Raw genomic sequence first — 24,134 nt, forward strand, 5'->3', positions numbered from 1 at the left:
TTTATCAACACTTTTTCTCGTAAAAAGTCATTTGCGAGGTAAAATGGATTTATAACTCTTTGAAAGCGGAGGACTGAAATATGTGCGAGAACTATATTACAGCAAAGCAAATTGCAGCCTATGGTTGTCACCTGCGTGCCGAGGAACGCTGCCCAGCCACAGTAGAGAAATACCTGCGGGATGTGGAGATGTTTATGCGGTGGCTTCGTGGTAGACCGGTGACCAAGGAACAGTCTACCGAGTGGAAGGAGTATCTGCGAAACCTTGGCTATGCCGCTGTCACAGTCAATACTATGTTATCTGCCATCAATGGTCTATTTTCCATGCTGGGTTGGGAGGAGTGCCGGGTGAAATTTTTAAAAGTTCAGCGCCGTTTGTTCCGGAATTCAGACCGAGAGTTGACCCGTCAGGAATATGAGCAGCTGCTTTCTACGGCTCAGGTCCGGGGGCAGGAACGATTGGCTCTGCTCATGGAAGCTATCTGCGCCACCGGCATTCGAGTGTCCGAAGTGCGACATCTAACCGTGGAAGCTGCCAAAGCCGGCAGAGCGGAGATCGCCCTTAAGGGTAAAATCCGAACCATCCTCCTGCTGCGAAAACTCTGTCGCAAACTACTTAATTATGCACAAAAGCAAAAAACCGTTTCCGGCGAAATTTTTCTTACCAGAAACGGAAACAGCCTATCACGCCGCCAGATATGGACAGAACTGAAACGACTGTGCAAATACGCTGGAGTGAATCCCTTCAAAGTGTTTCCTCACAATCTGCGACACCTATTTGCTACAACCTTTTATCAAGCCTTCCGTGATATTGCCCATTTGGCTGACTTGTTAGGCCATTCCAGCATTGAAACCACCCGCATCTATCTTATGACCTCTGGCGAAGAGCAGGTGCGCCAGCTCGACCGCCTGGGTCTGGTGTCAAAGGTCAGAATCAACATTCCGACCTAATTCAACTATATGTGATAAAAAAACTATAGCATTTTTTTCTAAAAATTGCAACAGTTCACTACTATTTTGGTATAAAAAACTAAGCCACAAAATATGACTTTTTTTGTGGCCTTATTTTTTGCATTCTTTTTTTGCTATTCCAAAGAAAAATAGATGGTAAATTTTACGCAAGATCAGTGGAATAGTTAAGAAATAGATAACGGAATGTTGATTCTGTTATCAGGAGTGATCACAATATGAGCAAAAGGTTTATGGTCTACCGGCCGCGCGCAGCTCCCGTCACGGCGAGTGAAGGAAGCCTAAAGAGGATGACGGAAAATGAGAAAAAAGCGGTGACCTTCATGGCTGCTCAGTGCAGCACTATTTGTCGGTGCTGGTTGCACCGCCTCCACCGCCGGAGTCACCGCTATCCTTCGCAGTAGCTCGAATGATAATATCACCACTTACGTTAGTAATGTTGTCCCTGCTAGTAGTCGGGTTATAGATAGAGACGCTGGAGGCCAATTCTGCAGCGTTCATCTTGATGCTCACGCTCTTTACTTCGGGAGACAGGATGATTTCATAGCAGCCGCTCAACGCGACGTTTTTTCGGTATTGGTGCTGGTCACACGGGAAAGATTATAACCCACTTCGAAAGAGGTTCGTTTCCCAACAGCAGATAGGGTAACGGTTTTGCCGTTTTCGTCAATTCGGCCGTCTGTGAGGCATTGTCCTGCTTGGCTACTTTCCCGGAGAGCGAAGTAGCCCAGCCTGTGAATGGGAGGTGGTCCACTGGATAGGCGAATTTGTTCTCTGTCAGGTACAGAGTCATACTACCATAATTTTATTTTGCAATAATTTTTAATGCTACCAGTTGCTTACAACTTATATTCATAAGTGTGTGATAACAGTATACTTTTAAAGAAAAGGACTTCTAATTCAGCTGTTTATGTAATGAGTAAATAGCATAATCCCAATGTTCTTTTTCATTTCTTGCCGGGGGACGGAAAAATCAAAGGGAGCGATAGAATATAAAAGAAACAGGAGATATCAGTTATGTTATATTCATCCAGATGGTTGAGGGGTATTTCACTATTTTTGTGCTTTGTCCTTGTCTTTGCCATGATGTCTGTAGGGCAGTTTGCTAGTGCGCAAGGAATTCAGAGCGATACTCAAGGCTTCATCGACCAATTCCAGTCCGAGATTGTTTATCTCAATCCAGAGCGAACAAAGGCCGAAATCACATTTACCAAATATGGCACGCCAAATGATCCGGTAAATATGGTAGTGCTGATGGATGCATCTGCAGACAATACTGCTGCGCGTAACTATACACAGCTTGCATTCGATAGCGAAATCCATCATTATATGTATGACTTCGGCACCAACACACCGCTGAAAATCGTTTCCTATGCGGAGGATGTTAAAAGCACTGCTTTGATGGAGACAGCTACCGATTCGGAGAACTTTATGTTCGAAGAAATGCCGGGAACAGCAAATGAAGTCAAGGGGCTGGAAGCGGCAATCGAGGCGGTGAAAGAACTGCAGGAAAAGTATCCGGATAACTCCACAGTAGTTGTTTGGGTTCCCTCATCCAAGTTCAATCAGAGCGAGACGGATATCGAAGCCAAACTAATCGAACTGACTGGATTGTTAGGGGAAAATGATGTATTCTCTACTTTCCAGGTAGCCACAGCTGTTACACCGTTGCTGGAAAAATATGCAACGAAATACATTCCTGCGCATGGTTCGCAGGAGGATGAGCGTTCGGCTGCTTATGCTGGCACTTTCCTCAAAAGCAGGTTATGCCAAACGGCAGAGAGCTGTTTGCATGATCACTATCATAATGTAGAATTTGATATCGCGTTGGAAGAAGGACAGACTCTGGTAAAAGAAATTACCGATGTTAGATGGAATACCAGCAGTACGGTGTCAAACTCCATTACAACAACCAATAATTCCGACTCCGTGACGGTCAGTATGGGAGCAGCATGCCGTCAGTCCAGAATCAGCTTTACGCTGACGGTGGAACTCGATCCCAATGTAAACGCAAAGCAGACAGTGTTTGCATTCAAGACCATAGATGTGCCGCATTCCGATGCGGGCGGCGGACTGCATACAGGCATTTTTGACAATGTCCCAGTGACAAACCTGCAAATTCAGTTGCCTGAGGTTGTGCTGAACCGTTCCAACAGCACAATCACTTATGATCTGAATGGAGGTACTGCGGAAGAGGCGATTTCTCCCGTTACGGCGCAGGCGGGTATGCAGGTTCAGGTCAGCGACGGGTTTGGATTGACCAAAGAGGGATATGAATTTGGTGGCTGGACTTATAAAGATGCATCTGGCAGAACCAACCGTCTTGCACCCGGAGAGATCACGGGTATGTTTGATGAGGACACCACCCTTACCGCAGTATGGGGAACGACAGATCCCTACATGAGTGTGGATGTGGTAACTGAGGTAGAAAAAACCAACCTTATTGCGGAAAATCCGTCTGGTGCAAATGGCGGTCAACATATTTTTGATTTTACCCAGGTGATGATTGGTGGAGCGACGGTGGGAGATAAGGTGGTCTCCATCAGTTTCCAGGATCAGGCACTGCAAGGCACCTTGAATGCAGACGGCACAGACCCGCGTAAGGCTACTATCACTGACGCACCACAAGGTGTAGACTTAAGCAAAATTTTGTATGCTCGTTATGTTGGCCCGATACACGAGGACGGCAGTATTTCGGATACATCAGTGTATGCTTATTTGGTGGAAAGTCAGACGAACGCCGGAAAATATGATATGATCGTGGCAGGTGACGGTGGTGTAACCGCGCCTGAAAGTGCAGTAAAGTTGTTTAGTAACTTTAAGGCTGACGGTTGGCAGAAGTCCATTGAGCGCATTGCTTTTAATGACTGCCTGGATACAAGTCAGGTGATAGATGCAAGTCGTTGGTTTAGCTACTGCTCTGCTTTGAAGGAAATCAGCGGTATTGATACGTTGTTTGCCAATGCAGCACCGACAACATTTTATGCTATGTTTTATAAATGTGGCGCCCTTACATCGCTGAATCTGAGTCAGTGGAATGTCTCTCAGGTTACCAACATCGCATACATGTTTGAAGGATGCAGTGCATTAAAAAGCGTAGACGTGTCCTGGGGAAGTCAAACCAGCAATATTCAAACCGCAAATCAGGTATTTACGTCCTGTACGGTTCTCTCGAAAATCACGGGCATTTCTGATTGGAAGCTTCCCAACGTAACAACACTTAGCTACATGTTTAATGAGTGTAAAGGAATCACCTCTCTGGATATAAGTGGTTGGATGCCGGAGAAGTTGCAAATCATGAGCGGATTCATCAATGATGCTTCTAATTTAGAGTCTCTTGAGTTGGGAAATTGGAGCGTACCTAATCTTACAAGCGTATCATCATTTAATACAGGTACGAAACTCTCTGAGATCGATTTTTCCGGTTGGACAAATGTAAATAATTTGTATTACTTTTACGGTTTTATTCAGGAATCTAATAACGAAAATCTATCTGTTGTCAAACTGCCACAGACCAAAATGCCCTGGTCCAAGTTGTATTTTTGGGTTACGTTGGATCTACCATATAGTTATTTTTATGGATCGATACCGGGCAATTTGGATACTGTGAAATATGTCGATATTTCCGGTTGGACCTTTGACTCGAACCAGAATGACTATAGTAACAGTGCAGACGCTAATCTTATTGGCAACGCTCCCCCCACTAGTAGCTATCTTTTCTTTAAAGGGGATAATATCCAAATCACAGATGCTGCAAATCTGAAGCAATCAAATAATTCTACGTTGCCGTGGCAAACTACTTTACCCAATGTGAGTTTCATTTCAGCCAACAACTGGAATCTGAACGGAACGACACAGGATTTGTCTAATATTCTCTCTAATATATCCGCAACCCAAACGTTGCAGGAGTTTACCGGATGGACAGGGCTGGAGGGAGTAACCAGTCTGGAGAAGGCTTTCGCCAATGCTTCGCGTCTGACCACTGTCTCCATCACCAACGCGAACATGCCTGCGCTGAAGACCACAGCCAACATGTTCCAGGGTGCATCTAAGATTTCTTCCATTGATTTTACCGGTTGGAGCGGTATCACCAGTGAATCGGTGATCAAGGGTATGTTTGACAACATGTCTGGTGTCAGCCCCACTCTTACTGTATCCAACGATGAGATCGGCAACTGGATCAAAACGGAATTTCTGAGTAAGTTCCCCAGTGGAACTGTGACCTATGCGGGTGCAAATCAAATAGAGACAGTCACAGAAGCGGTATCGGTGGATGAACCGGAAGCAACACCGGAAGCGCCGGCGCAGGGCACAGAATCCGAGGAAGCGGTAGAGGTGACTGAGCCGGAAGCAACACCGGAAGTGACAGAACCGGGTGCAGAATCCGAGGGAACGGCAGAATCGACTGAGCCGGAAGCAACACCGGAGGTGACAGAACCGGGTGCAGAATCCGAGGGAACGGCAGAATCGACCGAGCCGGAAGCAACACCGGAGGTGACAGAACCGGGCACAGAATCCGAGGAAGTGGCAGAATCGACTGAGCTGGAAGCTACACTAGAAGCGCCGGTGTCTGTCGCGGAATTAGAAAAAGTGGCAGTGCCGACCGAACCGGATGATGAAGTACCGGCGGAGAACACATCGACATCCTCGCAGCAAGATGCAGGCATCGTGCAGTCCAACGTTCAAAGAGCGGCACTGAATATTGATGAAAACAGTATCAGAGCAGAAAACGGTACAGAACTTACGATTCATCCCACCAAAACGCCGGAAGGCAGCATCATTACAGTGCTGACCAATATTGAATATATTGGTGACTTGGGTGCTCGCTCCGGACAGGTTTCTTTCTGGATCCCCATGCCGCAAGATATTTCTCTGGCAGATGATCCCAATATTACGCTGGGTAGTTTCCGATACAGCGAAACTGCCACTGGCTTCACCGGTGGCACAGTGGTAGAAGCACCAACCGTAAAAGAAATAAACGGCGTGAAAGGCATCTACGGTACGGTCGGTGATATGTATACCGGCATTGAGGTACCGCTCAGCTTCGATATCGTGTTGGGCAAAAAAGATTTCGATGTTAATTCAGGCTATAAGATTTGGTATCTGACGACTTACACCCAGCAGCAGAACATTGCCAAAGCATCCAACACCTTGATGTTTTGGGATCACAGAACCAATGATACACCGCCCAGTGGTGATGAACACAGATTGAGCTATACCTATGCAGGTGATGTTCCGCCGCTCTCGCTGGCACCGCTGCCTGAGGTGGAATGGCATAAGTTGAGTGATAGCGTTACATTGCCGGAGATGAAGGATGTCAGCTATTATATCTGGAAGGGATGGAGTTATAATGGCACCCTTCAGGGCACCACATTTACCATGCCGGACGAGGATGCCGAGATCGTAGGCACCTGGGCGTTGGATGAGGAAAGAGCACCGAAGATTGCTGTAAGCTATGCCTATGAGACCAACAATGCCAACGGCCATGTGCCGGACGGAGCACCGGCACTTCCTGAAGAAGCGGTGCAGGTACTGATTGGTCGCAGCTATCAGGTGATGCATATTTCTCAGGATGTGGATTATCATCTGTTCGAGAACTGGGTTCCCACCTTGCAGATCGGCGATACAGAGTATACTGCTACCGAGACAGATGACAATATTTATTCTATTGAGGTAGAATATGAGGGGGAAACATATCACTATACCATTGACCTGAGCGATGCAGGAGGCGCATTACATACCGAACAGTTCCGCGCCTTGGCAGATAAGCTGTTAAGCGATGGTAAACAGATTTCGATTCATTTTTCGGGTAATTGGCGTCCGTATACCGGTACAATCTTCTTTAATGGAGCTGGCGCAACGGGCGGCAGTATGATGCCCATGTATAATGTGATCTATGATGACCAGCGGACACTGAGTGCCAATGGATTTACCAAAACAGGTTTCAAATTTGGTGGCTGGGCGCTGGATCCTGGTGGAACAAAGATCAAGGCAGATCAGGATATTGCCTCAGGTCTGATCAAAACCGATCGTGCAGAGGTTACGCTATATGCTCTGTGGGTGTCCGAGGATGACTCAGGTAGCACTGGCGGCGGTGGCGGTGGCGGCGCTGTAAGCCTGTACCCGGTGACAATTAGGAGCACCGGTTATGGCACTGCTTCAGCCGATAAGTCTACGGCCGCAGCAGGTCAAACAGTGACGGTCACTGTTTCCGAAGGCGAGCTTATCTCTATCACTGCTCAGGATGCCAATGGCAAGACGGTGGAGCTGAAGGATCAAGGCAGCGGAAAGTACACCCTTACCATGCCGGCAGCAGCTGTGACGATTTCGGTAAAGTTTGCAGAAGGCATCGCTGATCCGGATGTCACCGGTGTATCTGATATGCTTGATACCGTCAATCACAAAGCTTATATCAGCGGTTATCCGGATGGAACATTTGGTCCGGAGGGTAGCATTACCCGAGCAGAAGTTGCAGCGATTTTCTATCGTCTGCTGCTAGATACCAATGTAGAACCGGCTGCATTCTCCGATGTGGAAAGTGGCACATGGTATTATGATTCAGTAAGCACTTTGGCCGGTCTGGGTATTTTGCAGGGTTACAAGGATGGGACTTTCCGCCCGAACAATCCCATTACCCGAGCAGAATTTGCCACGATTGTTACCCGATTCACCAAGGCAGTGGATATCCAGTACACCACTACCTTTAGCGATGTGAACGAGGATAACTGGTTCTATGACGCGGTTAATCTGGCTGCGCACTATGGATGGATCGGTGGTTATGGAGATGGCACATTTAAGCCTACCAACTCTATCAACCGCACAGAAGCGGTAAAAATCGTCAATGGTATGTTAGGGCGTATTGCCGATGAAAGTGCTATAGATAGTGGACTTGGTGCTCGTTTCCCTGATGTGGTACCGAGTTTCTGGGGTTACTACCATATCATTGAAGCAGCTACTACCCATACTTATAGCAGACCTTCGAATACTTCGGAGGAGAGTTGGGAGAATGTGAGCTGAAAGCGTTCTTATCGTTGCATTAAAAAATCAGAAGCGTGTCAGATAACTCCACTTAACTGAGCGAAAAAGTGCAGCTTTTTCTCAATACCGTTAAGTCAAGAAAAACTGGACTTCACAAAATGTGAAGTCCAGTTTTTTCTATTTTTGAATACATTACGTGATAAAACATATGTAAAAACAAATATTATTTTAACTCGAATTTTTTTTCCACTGTTGACGATTTTGAGCATACCGAATAACTGTCTGCTCAACATATGACTTGTAGGGCGCATTCGGTTGATTTTCAAAGTGTTTTTTCCATTCTTGTCCTAGCTCTGATACAAATGAGTCTGTAATAGATAAATTGGGAAGAGAAATACCATTCGCTTCACTATCATGAATTTCTATAATTTGATCTGGCTTCAATTTTTTAAGTTCCGACAACAACTCATTCATATATAATGAATTCTTGCTCATTTCTTCTTGTCCTCCATAATATAGTGCATAACTCGTTACGGAAAAAATGTCTGCTAATAGCATAAGATTATGAAGTGTAGGTTGCATCCCACCTCTATCTTGCTCGTAATTCTGGATGGTTTTAATCGAAATACATGAAATATCTGATAATTGTTTTTGGCTCCACCCCTTTTCTTTTCTCAATTTTTTTAAGTTTTCAGAAAATTTTCTCATCGCTCTACATTCACCCTATTTCTCTTTACATTTGTTATCTTATCACATAAATTATCGTTATTGCTATACGCAGATCTGCGTACTTAATACTGCCTGTACCGAGTATCCACGGTTGGACAGGTGGGAAAATCCCATACGGATACCGTCTGGAGAAGCGAGGACGCCAGAATAAGAAGAATCAGGATGTGAACGATTTGGTTGTAGACGAAGAAGTTCTGCAATCATTTGACTAATTTTTGATAAATATGTCAAGGAGATGGAAAGCTACTGGGCAGAAACCATACGGGTGATTCGTGGAGAGGGTAGGTTAGATATTGACTTGCTCAATAGCCTGCTCTCAGATGGAAAGGCAGAAGTAGAGCGGTTATCCGCCGCAGCGGAGAACGCAAAGTGCGAATTGGATGAGTGCACGGCAAGCAAATGCGCCGAATAAAAAGAGTATCTTGGACTTATGAAGAAGCAGGAGGAAGCTAAATGTATTCTCAAGAAGAACGAATGGCAGCGGTACACGCATATATAGATTCACATTTTATGAAAACTATGTAATCAGAACACTCGGGTATCCGTCACCAAATGCTCTGCGCAGTTGGTGCAAGGAATATAAGGCTACCGGTACACTCCACGCAAAAAGTCGTTTGAAGCCACGCTATACACAAGCTCAGAAAGAAAAAGCTGTTACTTATTATGCCGAACACAATATTTCCATTACACAGGCTTGCAGAGAAATGGGCTATCCTCATCGTGATATGCTTTGTGCATGGATACAAGAAATTCGCCCGGATTTGCTTAGTCGAAAACAAGGATCTTGTAAAAAGGACTCCTGTTTGATACGATACACGAAAGAAGAAAAGTATTCGATTGTAGAGGAATGGATGACATCCAATATTCCGGTGTATCGGGTCGCGGCGAAGTACCGAGTAAGCAAGGCGACGATTTCAAAATGGAAATGCCTAATTCTCGGAAAGGATAGCAAAGTGCCGATGCGAAAGAACGAAGAACATTGGCTGACGGAAAAAACTAAAGCAGATTTACAATCCGAAATTGTCCGGTTGCAGGCGGAGAACCATATGCTTCGAATGGAGCGGGATGCGCTGCAAAAAGCAAGTGAATTGCTAAAAAGTGAAGGAAATCAATCTTAAAAAAACGGTGGAAAGCCATGGTGATTGATGCCCTCAGAGAGCAGTATCGGTTGAAGGAACTTCTTATTACAGTTTACAAACTGTTTGTATTTGACTGTGTGACTGGATGGTTACAAAAAACTCGTCAGGCGCATATTCCGACGCAGCAGGACAGTTTCTGCGCTGAGAAAATGACACCGATTTTGCACTTGATGAATGTGAGATTCTATAATAATCAACGCCGCTATTCGGCTTCCATAGTACAGGAAGTTGGATAGCGGCGTTGTTCCTTTGTTACAAGATTTGGAGATTACAATAGAGCTTTATTCAAATGCGACATCTTCTAGTCGAAGCAGTACAATACCACTTTTTTTCAGCTCTTCGTTTGCTAAAAGCGTGCCGCGCACGGTGATTTCCGAGGTATCCGCCGGATAGTCCTCCGGATAGCGGGCCTCCTGCGGCATGACGATATCAAATCCTTGTGCGCAGCAAGCGGTCGCATCCTGCACTAATACGCCGCAGTATACCTGTCCGGTTTGAGGATCCTGATAAGTTGTAAAAATACCGCGCATACGTATGGTTTTTCCAAGATAATCATCTGGCTGCATCATCATGTTGCTGACTTCTGCAAATACCATAGTGCTGCTCAATTCGGTCAGATCGATATCTACGGATGTGGTCGTGGATGAAGGTTCTGTGTCTTCAGCTTCCTGTACATCAGGCCGCGTCAATTGGGCAGAGGAAGACTGGGATGACGATGTTTCGTCTGTCAGAACCGGCAGGGAAACCGCATCTGAAGCTGTGGTATCAGTGGGAGGTTGCCTGCAGGCCGTACATAGCAGCAAAATGTAGAAAAGTATCAATATAGAGCAGAATCGTTTCATTTTATTACCCCTTTCTAACAAGACTAACGGTAGAGCAGAACGCAAACGCGATGATTTCCGCCAATACAATAGTGGAGCCAACCGGTGTGCCTGCCAAAATGGAGATGATGATACCCGCGGCAGCACAGCAGACTGACAGAATCGCCGCGCAGACTGTGACCGCGCGGAAGCTGTTGAAAATCCGCATGGCAGACATGGCGGGGAAAATGACAAGCGCGGAAATCAGCAGAGAGCCGACCAGCTGCATGGACATGACGATCACCACGGCGGTGACCACTGCAAGCAGCAAATTATAGATTCTGGTTTTAATACCCGTGGCGGCGGCAAAGTTTTCGTCAAAGGTGACGGCAAAGATTTTGTGGTAAAAAAATACATATAGCAGAACGACTACCACGGACAGGATTGCGCACATGCTGACTTCTTCCGGTGTTAGCGTCAGTATCGAGGTTGAGCCGAACAACGTTGTGCATACATCTCCTGCCAGGTTGGAAGATACGGAAAACACATTAACCACCAGATAACCGATCGCCATTGCGCCGACCGAGAGCATCGCCATGGCGGCGTCGCCCTTGATGCGGACATTCCGTCCGGCGCACAGTAGCAAAATCGCGCAGACAATGGTGATGCCCATGACCAGCGGCATATCGTTGGTCAGATTAAAGACAGCTGAGATGGACATGGCGCCAAAGGCAACATGGGAAAGCCCGTCTCCAATGAAAGAGAAGCGCCGTAGCACGAGCGTCACGCCCAGCAGGGAGGCGCACAGCGCCACCAGTATGCCCACGATCAGCGCATAGCGGACAAAGGGATAGGTCCAGTACAGTGCCAGTTTGTCAAACAGTGTCATGCGGTGTCTCTCCCTTCTGTCCGGCGTAGGCAAGACCATATTCGGTTGTCAGAAAGTCCTTTCGAGTGCCAAAAAACACCTGTTCTCCTAGATGCAGAATATGGCTGGCATCATCCAGTGCCGCCTGTGTGTCATGGGAGATCATCAGAATGGTCATGCCGTTCTGTCGGTTCAGGTTGGCAATGGTTTGGTACAGTTCGCGGCTCGCCGCAGGGTCCAGGCCGGTGACTGGTTCGTCCAGCAGCAGCATTTTCTGCGCCGCACACAGCGCACGCGCTAACAGCACGCGCTGCTGCTGACCGCCGGAAAGCGTGCGGTAGCTGCGTTTTTGCAGATGTTCGATTCCCATGCGTGCCATTGCCCGCTCCGCCAGCGCTTTTTCTGCGGCAGAGTAGAACGGACGCAGCCCGCAGCGGCTCTGACAGCCGGAGCGCACAATCTCGCGCACGGTAGCAGGAAAGTCCCGCTGCGCCTGTGTCTGCTGCGGCAGATAGCCGATTTCGCCCGGACGAACTCCGTCCCCGAGTACGACCGTGCCGCCCAAAGGGGGCTGCAATCCCAGCAGTGTTTTCATCAGGGTGCTTTTGCCCGAGCCGTTTTCTCCGAGCACACAGAGATAATCGCCCGCGTGGACGGTGAAGTTGAGATTTTTCACCAGCGCGTGGTTATAACCCAGCGTCAGTCCCTGACATTGCAGTTGTGCCATGAATTTGCCTCCTCAGGATAACGCTTGTTTGAGCGTTTTCAGATTTTCCTCCATGATGGAGAGATAGGTTGCCCCCGCCGCGATATCTGCGGATGTGATCGATTGCATGGAGTCCATCGTCAGAATGGTTTGGTTCTGGGTGCTGGTACTGCGCACCACGGTATCGGCTACATCGTGACTTGCGCCTTCTATGGTCAGAACAGAGGGCAGCTTGAGCTGCTCGACCTGCTCTGCCAGAAAGGCAATCGTTTCGAAGCTGGCTTCGGTTTCCGCCGAGCAGCCGGAAAAAGCCGCATAATATGTCAGGCCGTAGTCGTCCACCAGATAGCGAAACGGGAAGCGGTCGCAGAACAGCAGAGTCTTTCGCGCACCGTCATCCACAGCGGTCTGATAGTCTGCGTCAAGTTGCTGGAGCTTTTGCAGATAGGCTGCATTGTTTTCCTGATACTGCGCAGCATGATTCGGATCGATTTGAGACAGGCTGCGGGTGATGCCGTCGCACAGCGTCTGTGCATTCTTGAGCGAGAGCCACACATGCTCATCCGGTTCGTCTTCGTGTTTATGCGCTGCTTCAGCTTCATGGTCATGCTCGTCCTCGTGGTCGTGATCATGGTCCTCTTCCTGCATGCCTTCTACTACTTCCTCGTTTTTCACACCGTCACCCAGCAGTTCCAACAGGCTGATCGCGTGCGGATTGGGATTGGAATTGTCTTGCAGTGCCTCTTTTACCCATGCATCCGACGGACCTCCGACATAAACAAACAGGTCGCACGAGCGGATGCGCAGCATATCCTCTGCGCTGGGCTGATAGCTGTGCAGGTCTACGCCATCCTCGTTGAGCAGCGTCAGCTCCACATTCTCTGCGTGATCGCCGAGAATTTCGCGCATCCAGTCATACGCGGGGAAAATCGTGGTAACAACTTGCAGTTTGTCGCTGCCGTCTGCGGTCTGCGGTATTTGGGTTTTGACACAGCCAGTCAGCAGAACGGCTGCGGACAATGCAGTCGCCAGAATGATCTTATATTTTTTCATGATATGTTCCCTCCAATTGGATGTTTTCAGTAAAAATGGGCGCAAAAAAGCAAGGGCGTGTCGCTGAAAACGCATAGCGACAAAGGCCTGCACATCCGCAGACCAACCCTTGCTTGATTTAGCTGTTTAATTGGAGAGCTTTACCTTGAAATCAACCGGAGAGGGGACGCAGATCGTCCACTGGGGACGGACTGCAATAAAAGTGCAGATCCGTGCGGCAGCGATCGCCAGCATAGCGGGCAGTGCAGCTGCCCCTAACTGATCGAGCAGTTTTTGACAGGTGTAGATTTGGTGGCAGACGGTACAGCTGTCTCCGGTACAGTCGTGATCCGCTTCGATCGCGACAAAGGCGATGGAGAAAAGTATGCAGACAAGCAGCAGCGTTGCAATGCAGGATGCCACAAAACGATGGGGTCGATTCATGTCTTTTTCTCCTTATGATATCAGATCACTCCTCAAATAGAGTAACAGATGAAATGCCTTGTGTCAACCAGCTGTATGATCAAGTGTCTGTAGAAAATGTAGAAGTACAATACATATTGGACAGTGGGATAAAAAGAATGAAGGATAAGGCCTCATCGGTTAAAGTTGAGTTGTAAGACGGCAACTTGGCAAAAGGAGGTCACATCCTTCATGAGCAAGAGTATAACACAGGACATGGCATATCGGTAATCTCTGATGAAGTACGCAGAGAAATACGGTGTCAGCCGCGCCGGTATGATCAGTACATAAGACTGAAGGTCAATCCCAAAAGCAACCTGAACTCTCTGATAGACGGGACCTTTCCCGGCATTAACACACTTTTCAAAAGAGCTTCCCGGAGTACGGATGGACATGAAAAATGGGTAGATTTCGCTTGGAAATTCTGGCACCGCGAATGCGTCTGCGGGAATTCGGAGAAAGTATTTACTACACATTTCCAAACGCGGAAAACTCTCTTCCAAGTTATGTCTACTCTCATTCAACATGCGCCAGATGATGATACTGTATTCCAATTCCTTGACCGTAAACAGCAGGAGGGCAAGCACCACTATCTTTACATGACCGCTGCAGCAAACAAGTTCCTGCGAACCTATTACGGCACTGTCATGGTATATTGGGAGAAGTTATAGCACATCATATCCCTCATTTTCATTTTAGTTCCGCGGCTACCATAACACGATGGCATGTTTTTTTTTTGTGATGGTTTTTTTGAGATTTTTCTGTCTCTAGGGCTTGCCAGCTCTTGACAAGTTTGAGGTTTGGAGCGCGGTGCAAGGACAGCAGCGGTTTGATAACCATGTTGACAAACTGCTCAACTACATACGGTATTAGCAAACTTCCGGCGAGAGCATCAAAACTTCTGTGCGCGTAAAAACCCGTATGGAGCAACTGACTGAAAGCGGATATTTTACGGGTGGAAAAATCCCGTACGGATACCGTCTGGTGAAGCGAGGATACCAGAACAAGAAAAATCAGGATGTAAACGACTTGGTTGTAGACGAAGAAGCTGCTGCAATCATTCGGTTGATTTTTGATAAATATGTTAATGAGGGATATGGAGCTCAACGGCTCTGCCGCTATCTAACAGAGAAGGGGATTTTTAAACCGTACGGAAAAAATTTTCTAACACCTCCATCAATCACATTGTCACAAATCCCATTTATATTGGCATCATTCATAAAGGGGAGTCCTGTTCTGGAGTTATGCTAGACTTGCAGATTATCGTTCGAGATACATACGAAAGGATACAGAGGCTCATGAAGGCCAGAGCGACCCATCACCAAGACACCCCGCTCAATATACGGGGGCGGTCTTTGTTGGTAGGAAACATCTTCTGTGGTCACGGCAAACACCGTCTCACGCTAACAACAAGCGGACGGAAATGGATAAACCAATATGGCGAACTGATCCGAGAAACACGGTACCGGCATCAATTTCACTACAACTTATGTTTGCCGGGACTACATGTTGGAAATTGAATTTAGTGTGTCTTTTGAAGATTTCAAGACGTTAGAGACGCAGTGTAGGGGGAACAGAGAAGGAGCAAGCAGCCATCCATGTGACGGCATAAAAAAACAGACCTGCATACGCAAGTCTGTTTTTGGTGGACCTGAAGAGATTCGAACTCTCGACCTCTCGGATGCGAACCGAACGCTCTCCCAACTGAGCTACAGGCCCATAATTTATTTTTTTAAGCATTTTTTAACTGCTCTTGACAAGTAAATATTATACCTGTAGAATAAACTCGTGTCAAGCATTTTTTTAGGCTTGATGAAAAAAAGCGTGCATCAGCCAGATGCGCCAAAAGGAGAATGAAAATGAAAAACAGCGAAAAGACAATGGAAAAAATCGTCGCCCTGTGCAAGGGCCGTGGCTTCGTGTATTCCGGCTCGGAGATTTACGGTGGCCTTGCCAACACGTGGGACTACGGTCCGCTTGGTGTTGAATTTAAGAACAACGTCAAGGCGGCGTGGCGCAAGAAATTTGTGCAGGAAAGCCCCTATAACGTCGGTCTGGATTCCGCCATTCTGATGAACCCGACCACATGGGTGGCTTCCGGCCATGTCGGCGGTTTTTCCGATCCGCTGATGGACTGCAAGGACTGCAAGACCCGTCATCGTGCCGATCAGCTGATTGAAGAGGCGACCGGTGAAAATCCGGCAGGTTGGACCAATGAGCAGATGAAAGCCTATATCGACGAGCATCAGATTGCCTGCCCGAATTGCGGCGGACATAACTTTACGGATATCCGTCAGTTCAACCTGATGTTTAAGACCTATCAGGGTGTTACAGAAAATGCAAAGAATGAGATTTATCTGCGTCCCGAAACCGCACAGGGTATTTTTGTCAACTTCCAGAATATTCAGCGCACCACCCGCAAAAAGATTCCCTTCGGCGTAGGGCAGGTGGGTAAGTCTTTCCGCAATGAGATTACGCCCGGCAACTTTACGTTCCGTACCCGTGAGTTTGAGCAGATGGAGCTGGAGTTTTTCTGCAAGCCCGGCACCGATCTGGAGTGGTTCAAGTATTGGAAGGACTACTGCCACAACTGGCTGTTGTCGCTTGGCATGCGGGACGAGAACCTGCGTCTGCGCGACCATGACCCGGAAGAGCTGAGCCACTATTCGAATGCGACTACCGATATTGAGTTCCTGTTCCCGTTCGGCTGGGGCGAGCTGTGGGGCATTGCCGACCGCACCGACTTCGACCTGACACAGCATCAGAACACCTCAGGTGTTTCGATGGAATATTTCGATCAGGAGGCAAACGAGAAGTATATTCCGTATGTTATCGAGCCGTCGCTCGGCGCAGACCGCGTAGCGCTTGCGTTCCTGTGCGACGCATATGACGAGGAAGTCGTTGGTCAGGATAAGAACGGCAAGGACGATGTGCGCACTGTGCTGCGCCTGCATCCGGCGCTCGCACCGTTTAAGGCTGCGGTGCTGCCCCTGTCCAAGAAGCTGACGGAAAAAGCGATGCCGATTTGGCAGGAGCTTTCCAAGCAGTTCTCGGTGGACTTCGACGATGCCGGTTCGATTGGCAAGCGTTATCGCCGAGAGGACGAAATCGGTACGCCGTACTGCGTCACGGTGGACTTTGAAACTGAGCAGGATGGCTGCGTAACCGTTCGTGACCGCGATACCATGGAGCAGGAGCGCATCAAGATTGAAGATGTAGCTGCTTATATTGCAGAGAAAATCGCATTTTAAAAGAACTATGTAGAAAAACCGCTGCATGCGCAGCGGTTTTTCTTTTAGGAAGTGTGACGGTCCTCGGTATCATTATTGCCGCGGAAGAGCAGGGAAATGCACCACAGTGCAGCCAATCCCACAAGGGAAAAAATGATGCGGCTCATTGCACTGGCCTGTCCGCCGAACAGAAATCCGACCAAATCAAACCCGAATAAACCGATGCTGCCCCAGTTCAGACCGCCAATAATGGCAAGAATCAATGCAAGTTTGTCAAGAAACATAAAAACTCCCCTTTCCGGTTTTCCATAGTATGGCCGGAAAGGGGAGAAAACATACGGATAAATCGTTTTTTGTGATGAGCGGACATTACAATTGAGAAAACACCTGACCAATTGGCGCATGAATCACCAAATCAGCACGACGGTCAGCAGGGGTTTCAGACTTGTTGACCAGAACCAGCTTGTTGCCGCGGTAGTAGTCAATCAGACCGGCGGCCGGATAGACCGCAAGGGAAGTGCCGCCGATGATGAGAATGTCTGCATTGCGGATGTATTCTACGCTCTTATTGATAGTATAGCTGTCCAGACTTTCCTCATACAACACAACATTCGGTTTGATGATGCCGCCGCATTCACACTTGGGAACGCCAGTGCCGGCGGCGATGTCACGCACATCGTAAGGCTTGTGGCAGCGCATGCAGTGGTTGCGCAGAACAGAACCATGCAGCTCTAAGACCTCTTTGGAGCCTGCTTTCTGATGCAGACCGTCGATGTTCTGTGTGACGACCGCGCGGCATTTGCCCATGCGCTCCCATTCGGCAAGTTTCAGGTGCGCGGCATTCGGCTCTGCGTCCAATGCAAGCATTTTGGCGCGATAAAAACGGAAAAATTCTTCCGGTTCCGCCATGAAAAAGGTGTGGCTTAAAATGGTTTCCGGCGGATACTTGTATTGCTGATTATATAGGCCGTCCACCGAGCGAAAGTCCGGTATACCGCTTTCTGTAGAGACGCCTGCACCGCCGAAAAATACGATGTTATCACTGGCGTCCACCCATTCTTTCAGCTTGGCAATTTGTGCATCCATGCTTTTTTGCCTCCTTTATTCCACGAAGGAAACAATACCCTCCTTGCGGGGTTTTGCGGGTGTTTCCTTGGCAATGTAGCCGATTGCAGCTGAACAGATGACAATATGATCCTCGGGTACACCGTATTCGGTCAACAGGGAGCGCACCTTCGGGTCGTCACAGCACTCACGAATCTGATTGATCCAGCACGAGCCGAGACCCAGCTCGGTCGCCATAAGAAGCAGATTCTCCATTGCTGCGGCGCCGTCGACAAAAGCGTGATGTTCATCGCGTTTGTAGGAAATGATAATATTGACCGGCGCACCGTAAAAATTATACTCCGGACCACGGTTGTCCGCCTCCGCGACCGCGCGGGCCAGCGTCAGGGATTTCTCTGCGCTGTATACCACTGTGAAGTGCCAAAGATACTTGCCCATGCCGGAAGGCGCCCATTCAGCGGCCTCGACCAGCTGCATGATCTGGTCTTTGGGAGGGAGCTTGGATTCAAACGCGCGCGTGGAGCGGCGGGATTTAATAGTCTGCATCAGGTTGGACATGAAAAAAACCTCCTTGATTAGAACTTGATTAGAATAAATATAGTATAGCCCTTGTGGGGTCAGGTTTCAAGACAACATCACCAAAAATGCGAATTGATGTGTAAAAAAACTGTGAAAAGCAGGTTTTCTATGTTATACTGTTACAGATTAAAAATGATAAACAGGAGACGGATGCGAATATGATTACAATCAGCGATCTGAGCTTGAATTTCAGCGGGGAGCCGCTGTTTAAGGATGTCAATCTGAAGTTTACGGAAGGAAACTGCTATGGTGTCATCGGTGCCAACGGCGCAGGAAAATCCACGTTTCTGCGGATTCTGTCGGGCGATCTCGACCCGTCTACCGGTACGGTATCTATTGCGCCCAAGACGCGCATGAGCGTTTTGAAGCAGGACCACTTTGCCTTCAACGAGGAGACCGTACTCAATACTGTCCTCGGCGGCAATCCGCGCCTGCTGGAGGTCATGCAGGAGAAGGATGCGCTTTATATGAAGGACCCATTCACCGAGGAGGATGGCAATAAGGCGGCGGAGCTTGAGGCCGAGTTTGCCGAGATGGGCGGTTGGGAAGCGGAGACCGAAGCCGGTCAGCTGCTCAACGGCCTGGGTCTGGATGCAGATGCGATTTTCTATACCGAGATGCAGTACCTGGGCGACGTAGAAAAGGTAAAGGTGCTGCTCGCGCGCGCGTTGTTCGGCAAGCCGGATATCCTGCTGCTTGACGAGCCGACCAACCATCTGGATATTCAGGCGGTACGCTGGCTGGAGGACTTCCTTGCGGATTTTGAGGGCACGGTTCTGGTTGTTTCGCATGACCGTCATTTCCTCAATAACGTCTGTACGCATATCGTGGATATTGACTACGGCAAAATCAAGCTGTATGTCGGTAACTATGAGTTCTGGTATGAGTCCTCGCAGCTCATTCAGCGCATGATTAAGGATCAGAACCGCAAGAATGAGGAGAAAATTAAGGAACTGCAGAACTTTATTCAGCGTTTTGCAGCAAACAAGTCCAAATCCCGTCAGGCAACCAGCCGCCGTAAGCTGATCGATAAGCTGACGGTTGAGGAACTGCCTGCTTCCTCGCGTCGCTATCCGTGGGTGTCGTTTGCGGCTGACCGCGAGGCAGGCAAGGATATTCTCGAGGTGCGCGGTATTTCCAAGACAATTGACGGCGAGAAGATTCTGGACAACGTATCCTTTATTGTGCGCCGCGGAGATAAGATTGCATTCATTTCGGATAACGAATTGGCGATGACCACGCTGTTCCAGATTCTGATGGGTGAGCTGAAACCGGACGAAGGCAGCTTTAAGTGGGGCGTAACCACCTCGCAAAGCTATTTCCCCAAGGACAACAACGAGTTTTTTGAGGGCCATACGGAAAATATGCTGGACTGGATTGCACCGTATTCGCGCACGGACACGCTGGAATCCACGCTGCGCGGCTTTTTGGGTCGCATGCTGTTTTCGGGCGACGATGTGTATAAGCCGGTGCGCGTGCTTTCGGGCGGTGAAAAGGTGCGTCTGATGCTCGCTCGCATGATGCTGTTCGGTTCTAATGTGCTGGTGATTGACCAGCCGACCAATCATCTGGATCTGGAATCCATTACGGCGGTCAACAACGGCGTGCGTGATTTTAAGGGAACGGTGTTGTTCGCTTCGCATGACCATGAGTTTGTACAGACCATTGCAACGCGTATCATTGAAATCCGCGATAAGGGTGTGTTGGATAAGGAATGCACGTACGATGAATTCCTTGAGTTCCGCGAAACCTATCAGGGCTAAATGAAGAAAGGGATATATGGCCTGCTGGTATTGCTGGCGATGGTTGCGGCGGCTTTTATATCTTCCTCTTGGTTGGGGTGGGGGTGTCCGGTACAACATTTTACCGGAATACCCTGTCCGGGCTGCGGTTTGTCGCGGGCAGCTTTCGCGCTGCTGCGGCTGGATTTTTGGACGGCCTTCCGCTATCATCCGATGATTTATGTACTGCCGCCCATTGTGCTTTTGGTTCTGTTCCGGAAAAAGCCATTGCTCGGTACGAAGAAGCGGGAAAGTATCTTGTTATGGAGTGTGATGGCGCTCTGGGCAGGCATCTGGATTGTGCGATTGGTAATGCGTGATCCGTTGATCTGCGGCACTGCGGCATAAGGTATCGTTTTGCGAAAACGCATGGCTATCCACCATGCGTTTTCTTTATAATAATTAAGAAACAGGATAGGCTGCATCGCTTGCTTCATCACGGAAAACTGTGGTATAATAACTTAAATTGGGCATATACCTAGGAGGAAAACCGGAATTATGATTATCACTTGTCCGCACTGTCAGACGGAGACCGACTATAAGGTGCACGATCATATCAATATTGACCGCAATCCTGAATTGCGGGCGCAGGTGCAGGATCTGTCCTGTTTCCGTGTCAAATGCCCCAATTGTGGTGAAACGGCTCTTGTCGTTCACCCGTGTCTGTATCATGACATGGCCAATCAGTTTATGGTTTGGTTGTGGCCGGAGGAGGGCGAAGCGCCCAAGGCGCAGTTCGACCCGCTGGCCGGATATACCCTGCGCATCGTGGACAGCCTCAACGCTTTCCGCGAGAAAATCAATATTCTGGAGCGGGGCTTGGATGACCGCGCGGTAGAAATCATGAAACTGTTGCTGTTTACGCAGCTCAATCATGACTTGGATGTAGTGGAGCTGTTGTTCCATGAATTGGACGAGCGTAGCGGGGACTTCCGGTTCGTCGCTGTGCTGTCCGATGGAGCAGAGCAGTATGCTGCCATGCCGGGTACGGTTTATCAGCGCTTGCGGGAAGACGTGGAAACCTATCTGTATACGCCCGGCGGTGATTTTACGAAGATCGATATGGCGTGGGCGCACAGTGCGCTGGAATTGCTGCACGAGTTGGGATAAAAAACGGCCTTCCCGCAAGAGAAGACCGTTCGATATGAATTTGTTTTAGCCAAAGAAAACCTGCACCAGCGTGCCTCCGATGACAGCAACAGCGAACGTGGCTGCGATTACGGGCAGGGCGCGATGCCGTCCCTCTTTTTCCTCAAACAGCACGATGTAACCGAAGCCTGCGCCGGTGGAAAGCCCTGCAATCAAGGCACCGAAGCTGATTGTGCCGCCGACAAACAGCTCGGACAGCAGCACGCTCATGGCGCAGCTGGGAATCAGGCCGAGAATGGCACAGAGCAGAGGCTGGAAGATGCTGTCCGACAGAAGCAAGGATGCAAGGACTTCTTCGCCGATGAGGTGCACGACCAGATTTAAGACGAAGAGTACTGCAAACAGGAAAAATGCGGTTTTCAGAGTGTGCCAGACGACGCTCCAAACCGGGGAACCTGCGCTGCAGTCACAAGCCGACATTTCAATTTCCAGTTCTTCGTCGCTGTTCGGACGGTGGCTGCGGAATACGGTATAGCGCAAAATATAGCCGCCGATGACGGCGATGGCAAACTTGACAACCAGAAGGGAAACGACCTGTGGCACACTGGCGCCACCGGCGAGCATAACGGGGACTGCCTCATCTGAAGTGGCCAAAAAAACGGCAACCAGCGTGGCGGGCGCGAGGTATCCGGCAGAGAATAGTGCGGCAGCCGCAGCGGAAAAACCGCATTGCGGAATGGTTCCGGCCAGCGCACCGACAACAGGGCCAAACTGTGCGGCACGCGAAAGCAGCGCCGGTGTATTGGTCAGCCGGTTTTCGATATAATAGAGAAGAGCATATACCACAAGCAAGAGCGGTATTGTCTTAAGAACATCGAAAAACGCTTCCGGTAAAACGTGAGATACAATATCGAGCAATAAATTCACCTCATAGCAAATGACAGTTAAACACAGACAACTACAGAACAGTATAACACATTATCATGCAATCGGGCAAGAAAGATTTGCCGAAATACACCAGTTTTGAAAAGGAAACGATCGAAGGATATGAAATTTAGCGAACTTAAAATTGAAAAAAATATACTCAAAGCACTGCGCGAAGCCGGGTATGACGAGCCGACACCCATTCAGCAAAAAGCGATTCCGCCGGTTTTAGAGGGCCATGACCTGATGGGCTGTGCACAGACCGGCACAGGAAAAACCTGCGCATTTTCGGTTCCGATCATTCAGCGTCTTGCCGGCTCGAGGGGGAAAGCTGGTACGATTCGCGCACTGATTTTGACGCCGACGCGGGAACTGGCGCTTCAGATTTATGAAAATGTATGCCAGTATGCGCGGTATACGCCGTGCACCGCAGCGGTCATCTTTGGCGGTGTGTCGCAGGTGCCCCAGGTTGAGGCCATTGCGCGCGGCGCGGAGATTTTGATTGCAACCCCCGGCCGGTTGTGGGACTTGATGGGGCAAGGCATTGTAAAATTAAATAAAGTGGAATGCTTTGTACTGGATGAGGCTGATCGCATGCTGGACATGGGCTTTTTCCCGGATGTCAAGCGCATCATCAAATATCTGCCTGCTAAGCGGCAGACGCTGCTGTTTTCTGCAACCATTCCGAAGGAAATTGCTGCGCTGGCAGACAGTTTACTGACCAATCCTGCCCGTATTTCCATTACGCCGTCTGCCAAGCCAGTGGAAAAAATCGAACAAAAGGTTTTCTTGGTGGAGAAAGCGGAAAAAAGGGAACTGTTAATCGACGTAATTCGTCAAAGCAACGTACACCAGACGCTGGTCTTTACGCGCACCAAGCACGGTGCAGACCGCGTTGCGCGCGATTTGAACCGTGCGGGGATTACGGCAAAAGCCATTCATGGCGATAAGAGCCAGAACCAGCGTCAGCGTGCGCTGGAGGATTTCAAGGCGTGCAAAATCGCTGTACTCGTCGCGACAGATATTGCTGCGCGCGGTATTGATATCAGTGAACTGCCGCTGGTCATCAACTTTGACCTGCCCAATATTCCGGAAACCTATGTCCATCGTATTGGCCGTACGGGACGTGCAGGGCAGGAGGGGACAGCGATTTCGTTCTGTGACCAGTCTGAACGTCCGTATCTGGCGGATATTGAAAAGCTGATTGGCAAGCGTATTCCGCTTGCAGGCGAAATTCCGCATGTAGAGAAAGAGAACGAACGGGCGGGAAGGGAATCCGGTCAGCGCAAAACGACCAATGTGCGTACACGACGCAAGCCGGTTTCGGAGAACGCTTCCGCGGAGGAGGTTGCCGCGGATGCTGCAAGGGAAAAGGCAGCGAAGCAAAAAGCGCGTAAAAATACCGCTGCGAAACGCCCCTCCCGAAAGGAGAAGGCGGCAGAAGCGCAAAATGAGCAGCGTGCAAAAGCGGCTGCGCCTCGCGCAAGAAAAACGGCTTCATCCCGTGCGCGGGGGCGCCGCAATGATCCCTATGCGCGTTTTGAGAAAAATGAACCTCGCGTGGATGCGCATACGCCATCGCGTGCCTATGCCCTGAGCGAAGAGGCGGCTGCGCGTATTCGGAAAAAAGTGGAGGATGCGTTGGCAGCACGTGCACAAAAAGCATCCGCTCCGGCACAGCCTGCTAAGAAAAATACAAAAAGTGCTGTTCATCGGAGACGGCGCAGCGCGAAGTAACCGGCTGGAAGAGCACCCTCTTAGATAGAAAAATGAGCAGGAAAAGG

General features: G+C 49.0%; 22 protein-coding genes, 1 tRNA gene and 1 pseudogene. 13 read left to right on the forward strand and 11 right to left on the reverse strand.

The genetic code is table 11. The features are described 5' to 3' along the window. Nucleotides 1-80: 80 nt before the first annotated feature. The gene (locus ACESSO_RS12090; RefSeq protein ID WP_373165647.1) at nt 81-950 is read left to right on the forward strand and encodes a tyrosine-type recombinase/integrase; all 870 of its coding nucleotides are present in this window, start codon (nt 81-83) and stop codon (nt 948-950) included. 1,035 nt (nt 951-1,985) lie between these two features. After that, nucleotides 1,986-7,985, forward strand: coding sequence for an S-layer homology domain-containing protein (locus tag ACESSO_RS12095; protein WP_373165648.1), 6,000 nt, complete (start codon nt 1,986-1,988; stop codon nt 7,983-7,985). Between the two features lie 189 nt (nt 7,986-8,174). Here the strand turns inward: ACESSO_RS12095 and ACESSO_RS12100 are convergent, their stop codons facing one another. Then, nucleotides 8,175-8,654: a helix-turn-helix domain-containing protein gene (locus tag ACESSO_RS12100; RefSeq protein ID WP_373165649.1), complete on the reverse strand. Its 480-nt coding sequence runs from the start codon at nt 8,652-8,654 to the stop codon at nt 8,175-8,177. 256 nt (nt 8,655-8,910) lie between these two features. Here ACESSO_RS12100 and ACESSO_RS12105 point away from each other — a divergent pair, with 256 nt between their 5' ends. The 3 genes from ACESSO_RS12105 to ACESSO_RS12115 all read left to right on the forward strand — a co-directional run bounded on the left by ACESSO_RS12105 (nt 8,911) and on the right by ACESSO_RS12115 (nt 10,050). After that, nucleotides 8,911-9,087 carry a hypothetical protein gene (locus tag ACESSO_RS12105; RefSeq protein WP_373165651.1) on the forward strand — a complete coding sequence of 59 codons (177 nt, stop codon included), beginning with the start codon at nt 8,911-8,913 and terminating at the stop codon, nt 9,085-9,087. Between the two features lie 202 nt (nt 9,088-9,289). Beyond that, complete coding sequence (locus tag ACESSO_RS12110; protein ID WP_373165653.1) at nt 9,290-9,793, forward strand: transposase; 504 nt, start codon at nt 9,290-9,292, stop codon at nt 9,791-9,793. 17 nt (nt 9,794-9,810) lie between these two features. After that, on the forward strand, nt 9,811-10,050 hold the full coding sequence (locus ACESSO_RS12115) for a hypothetical protein (protein WP_373165655.1): 240 nt from the start codon (nt 9,811-9,813) through the stop codon (nt 10,048-10,050). Nucleotides 10,051-10,095: 45 nt separating this feature from the next. Here ACESSO_RS12115 and ACESSO_RS12120 read toward each other — a convergent pair whose 3' ends face one another. From ACESSO_RS12120 to ACESSO_RS12140, 5 genes are all read right to left on the reverse strand, one after another. Beyond that, nucleotides 10,096-10,503, reverse strand: a complete 408-nt coding sequence (locus tag ACESSO_RS12120) for a hypothetical protein (protein ID WP_373165656.1) — start codon at nt 10,501-10,503, stop codon at nt 10,096-10,098. Between the two features lie 157 nt (nt 10,504-10,660). Continuing rightward, nucleotides 10,661-11,503 carry a metal ABC transporter permease gene (locus ACESSO_RS12125; protein WP_373165657.1) on the reverse strand — a complete coding sequence of 281 codons (843 nt, stop codon included), beginning with the start codon at nt 11,501-11,503 and terminating at the stop codon, nt 10,661-10,663. Further along, complete coding sequence (locus ACESSO_RS12130; RefSeq protein WP_373165658.1) at nt 11,490-12,209, reverse strand: metal ABC transporter ATP-binding protein; 720 nt, start codon at nt 12,207-12,209, stop codon at nt 11,490-11,492. The genes ACESSO_RS12125 and ACESSO_RS12130 overlap by 14 nt, the downstream gene beginning before the upstream one ends. A 12-nt stretch (nt 12,210-12,221) precedes the next feature. Beyond that, nucleotides 12,222-13,241 (reverse strand): metal ABC transporter substrate-binding protein, encoded by a 1,020-nt coding sequence (locus ACESSO_RS12135; RefSeq protein WP_373165659.1) that lies wholly within the window; start codon nt 13,239-13,241, stop codon nt 12,222-12,224. Nucleotides 13,242-13,367: 126 nt separating this feature from the next. After that, nucleotides 13,368-13,664 carry a hypothetical protein gene (locus ACESSO_RS12140; protein ID WP_373165660.1) on the reverse strand — a complete coding sequence of 99 codons (297 nt, stop codon included), beginning with the start codon at nt 13,662-13,664 and terminating at the stop codon, nt 13,368-13,370. A gap of 524 nt (nt 13,665-14,188) precedes the next feature. On the opposite strand from ACESSO_RS12140, the gene ACESSO_RS12145 reads away from it, so the two are divergent. Then, nucleotides 14,189-14,353 carry a hypothetical protein gene (locus ACESSO_RS12145; protein WP_373165662.1) on the forward strand — a complete coding sequence of 55 codons (165 nt, stop codon included), beginning with the start codon at nt 14,189-14,191 and terminating at the stop codon, nt 14,351-14,353. 250 nt (nt 14,354-14,603) lie between these two features. After that, nucleotides 14,604-14,933, forward strand: a complete 330-nt coding sequence (locus tag ACESSO_RS12150) for a recombinase family protein (RefSeq protein WP_373165663.1) — start codon at nt 14,604-14,606, stop codon at nt 14,931-14,933. Between the two features lie 392 nt (nt 14,934-15,325). Here the strand turns inward: ACESSO_RS12150 and ACESSO_RS12155 are convergent. Further along, nucleotides 15,326-15,401 (reverse strand) — tRNA-Ala (locus tag ACESSO_RS12155). A 140-nt stretch (nt 15,402-15,541) separates the two neighbouring features. Here ACESSO_RS12155 and ACESSO_RS12160 point away from each other — a divergent pair. Next, entirely contained in the window at nt 15,542-16,933 is a 1,392-nt protein-coding gene (locus ACESSO_RS12160; protein WP_373165664.1) for a glycine--tRNA ligase, read from the forward strand. A 44-nt stretch (nt 16,934-16,977) separates the two neighbouring features. Here ACESSO_RS12160 and ACESSO_RS12165 read toward each other — a convergent pair whose 3' ends face one another. From ACESSO_RS12165 to ACESSO_RS12175, 3 genes are all read right to left on the reverse strand, one after another. Beyond that, the gene (locus ACESSO_RS12165; protein WP_373165665.1) at nt 16,978-17,196 is read right to left on the reverse strand and encodes a DUF378 domain-containing protein; all 219 of its coding nucleotides are present in this window, start codon (nt 17,194-17,196) and stop codon (nt 16,978-16,980) included. A gap of 85 nt (nt 17,197-17,281) precedes the next feature. Continuing rightward, nucleotides 17,282-17,998, reverse strand: a complete 717-nt coding sequence (locus ACESSO_RS12170; RefSeq protein WP_373165666.1) for an NAD-dependent protein deacylase — start codon at nt 17,996-17,998, stop codon at nt 17,282-17,284. Between the two features lie 15 nt (nt 17,999-18,013). Next, the gene (locus tag ACESSO_RS12175) at nt 18,014-18,535 is read right to left on the reverse strand and encodes a nitroreductase family protein (RefSeq protein ID WP_373165668.1); all 522 of its coding nucleotides are present in this window, start codon (nt 18,533-18,535) and stop codon (nt 18,014-18,016) included. 179 nt (nt 18,536-18,714) lie between these two features. Between ACESSO_RS12175 and ACESSO_RS12180 the strand changes: the two are divergent. The 4 genes and pseudogenes from ACESSO_RS12180 to ACESSO_RS12195 form a co-directional block, all read left to right on the forward strand. Further along, nucleotides 18,715-19,353, forward strand: a pseudogene (locus ACESSO_RS12180) (ATP-binding cassette domain-containing protein); the annotation flags it as partial. A 30-nt stretch (nt 19,354-19,383) separates the two neighbouring features. Further along, complete coding sequence (locus ACESSO_RS12185; protein ID WP_373165792.1) at nt 19,384-20,319, forward strand: ABC-F family ATP-binding cassette domain-containing protein; 936 nt, start codon at nt 19,384-19,386, stop codon at nt 20,317-20,319. Continuing rightward, a complete protein-coding gene (locus ACESSO_RS12190; protein ID WP_373165669.1) occupies nt 20,320-20,685 on the forward strand; it encodes a DUF2752 domain-containing protein in 366 nt (121 codons plus the stop codon). A gap of 150 nt (nt 20,686-20,835) precedes the next feature. Beyond that, a complete protein-coding gene (locus ACESSO_RS12195) occupies nt 20,836-21,447 on the forward strand; it encodes a CpXC domain-containing protein (RefSeq protein WP_373165671.1) in 612 nt (203 codons plus the stop codon). Between the two features lie 45 nt (nt 21,448-21,492). Here ACESSO_RS12195 and ACESSO_RS12200 read toward each other — a convergent pair whose 3' ends face one another. After that, nucleotides 21,493-22,353 (reverse strand): putative manganese transporter, encoded by an 861-nt coding sequence (locus ACESSO_RS12200; RefSeq protein WP_373165672.1) that lies wholly within the window; start codon nt 22,351-22,353, stop codon nt 21,493-21,495. Nucleotides 22,354-22,473: 120 nt separating this feature from the next. Here ACESSO_RS12200 and ACESSO_RS12205 point away from each other — a divergent pair, with 120 nt between their 5' ends. Continuing rightward, nucleotides 22,474-24,087 carry a DEAD/DEAH box helicase gene (locus ACESSO_RS12205; protein ID WP_373165673.1) on the forward strand — a complete coding sequence of 538 codons (1,614 nt, stop codon included), beginning with the start codon at nt 22,474-22,476 and terminating at the stop codon, nt 24,085-24,087. Nucleotides 24,088-24,134 lie beyond the last annotated feature (47 nt).

Origin of the sequence: Agathobaculum sp. Marseille-P7918 (genome assembly GCF_964248325.1) — a bacterium.
Classification (GTDB): Bacteria; Bacillota; Clostridia; order Oscillospirales; family Butyricicoccaceae; genus Agathobaculum.

What these genes read in the sequence shown, in the direction of transcription:
- ACESSO_RS12160 (WP_373165664.1), top strand. Translation starts at nt 15,542, where the DNA reads ATGAAAAACAGCGAAAAGACAATGGAAAAAATCGTCGCCCTGTGCAAG.
- ACESSO_RS12115 (WP_373165655.1), top strand. Translation starts at nt 9,811, where the DNA reads ATGGTGATTGATGCCCTCAGAGAGCAGTATCGGTTGAAGGAACTTCTT.
- ACESSO_RS12165 (WP_373165665.1), bottom strand. Translation starts at nt 17,196, where the DNA reads ATGTTTCTTGACAAACTTGCATTGATTCTTGCCATTATTGGCGGTCTG.
- ACESSO_RS12135 (WP_373165659.1), bottom strand. Translation starts at nt 13,241, where the DNA reads ATGAAAAAATATAAGATCATTCTGGCGACTGCATTGTCCGCAGCCGTT.
- ACESSO_RS12090 (WP_373165647.1), top strand. Translation starts at nt 81, where the DNA reads ATGTGCGAGAACTATATTACAGCAAAGCAAATTGCAGCCTATGGTTGT.
- ACESSO_RS12195 (WP_373165671.1), top strand. Translation starts at nt 20,836, where the DNA reads ATGATTATCACTTGTCCGCACTGTCAGACGGAGACCGACTATAAGGTG.
- ACESSO_RS12130 (WP_373165658.1), bottom strand. Translation starts at nt 12,209, where the DNA reads ATGGCACAACTGCAATGTCAGGGACTGACGCTGGGTTATAACCACGCG.
- ACESSO_RS12140 (WP_373165660.1), bottom strand. Translation starts at nt 13,664, where the DNA reads ATGAATCGACCCCATCGTTTTGTGGCATCCTGCATTGCAACGCTGCTG.
- ACESSO_RS12170 (WP_373165666.1), bottom strand. Translation starts at nt 17,998, where the DNA reads ATGGATGCACAAATTGCCAAGCTGAAAGAATGGGTGGACGCCAGTGAT.
- ACESSO_RS12095 (WP_373165648.1), top strand. Translation starts at nt 1,986, where the DNA reads ATGTTATATTCATCCAGATGGTTGAGGGGTATTTCACTATTTTTGTGC.
- ACESSO_RS12205 (WP_373165673.1), top strand. Translation starts at nt 22,474, where the DNA reads ATGAAATTTAGCGAACTTAAAATTGAAAAAAATATACTCAAAGCACTG.
- ACESSO_RS12105 (WP_373165651.1), top strand. Translation starts at nt 8,911, where the DNA reads ATGGAAAGCTACTGGGCAGAAACCATACGGGTGATTCGTGGAGAGGGT.
- ACESSO_RS12145 (WP_373165662.1), top strand. Translation starts at nt 14,189, where the DNA reads ATGTCTACTCTCATTCAACATGCGCCAGATGATGATACTGTATTCCAA.
- ACESSO_RS12150 (WP_373165663.1), top strand. Translation starts at nt 14,604, where the DNA reads ATGGAGCAACTGACTGAAAGCGGATATTTTACGGGTGGAAAAATCCCG.
- ACESSO_RS12175 (WP_373165668.1), bottom strand. Translation starts at nt 18,535, where the DNA reads ATGTCCAACCTGATGCAGACTATTAAATCCCGCCGCTCCACGCGCGCG.
- ACESSO_RS12125 (WP_373165657.1), bottom strand. Translation starts at nt 11,503, where the DNA reads ATGACACTGTTTGACAAACTGGCACTGTACTGGACCTATCCCTTTGTC.
- ACESSO_RS12100 (WP_373165649.1), bottom strand. Translation starts at nt 8,654, where the DNA reads ATGAGAAAATTTTCTGAAAACTTAAAAAAATTGAGAAAAGAAAAGGGG.
- ACESSO_RS12190 (WP_373165669.1), top strand. Translation starts at nt 20,320, where the DNA reads ATGAAGAAAGGGATATATGGCCTGCTGGTATTGCTGGCGATGGTTGCG.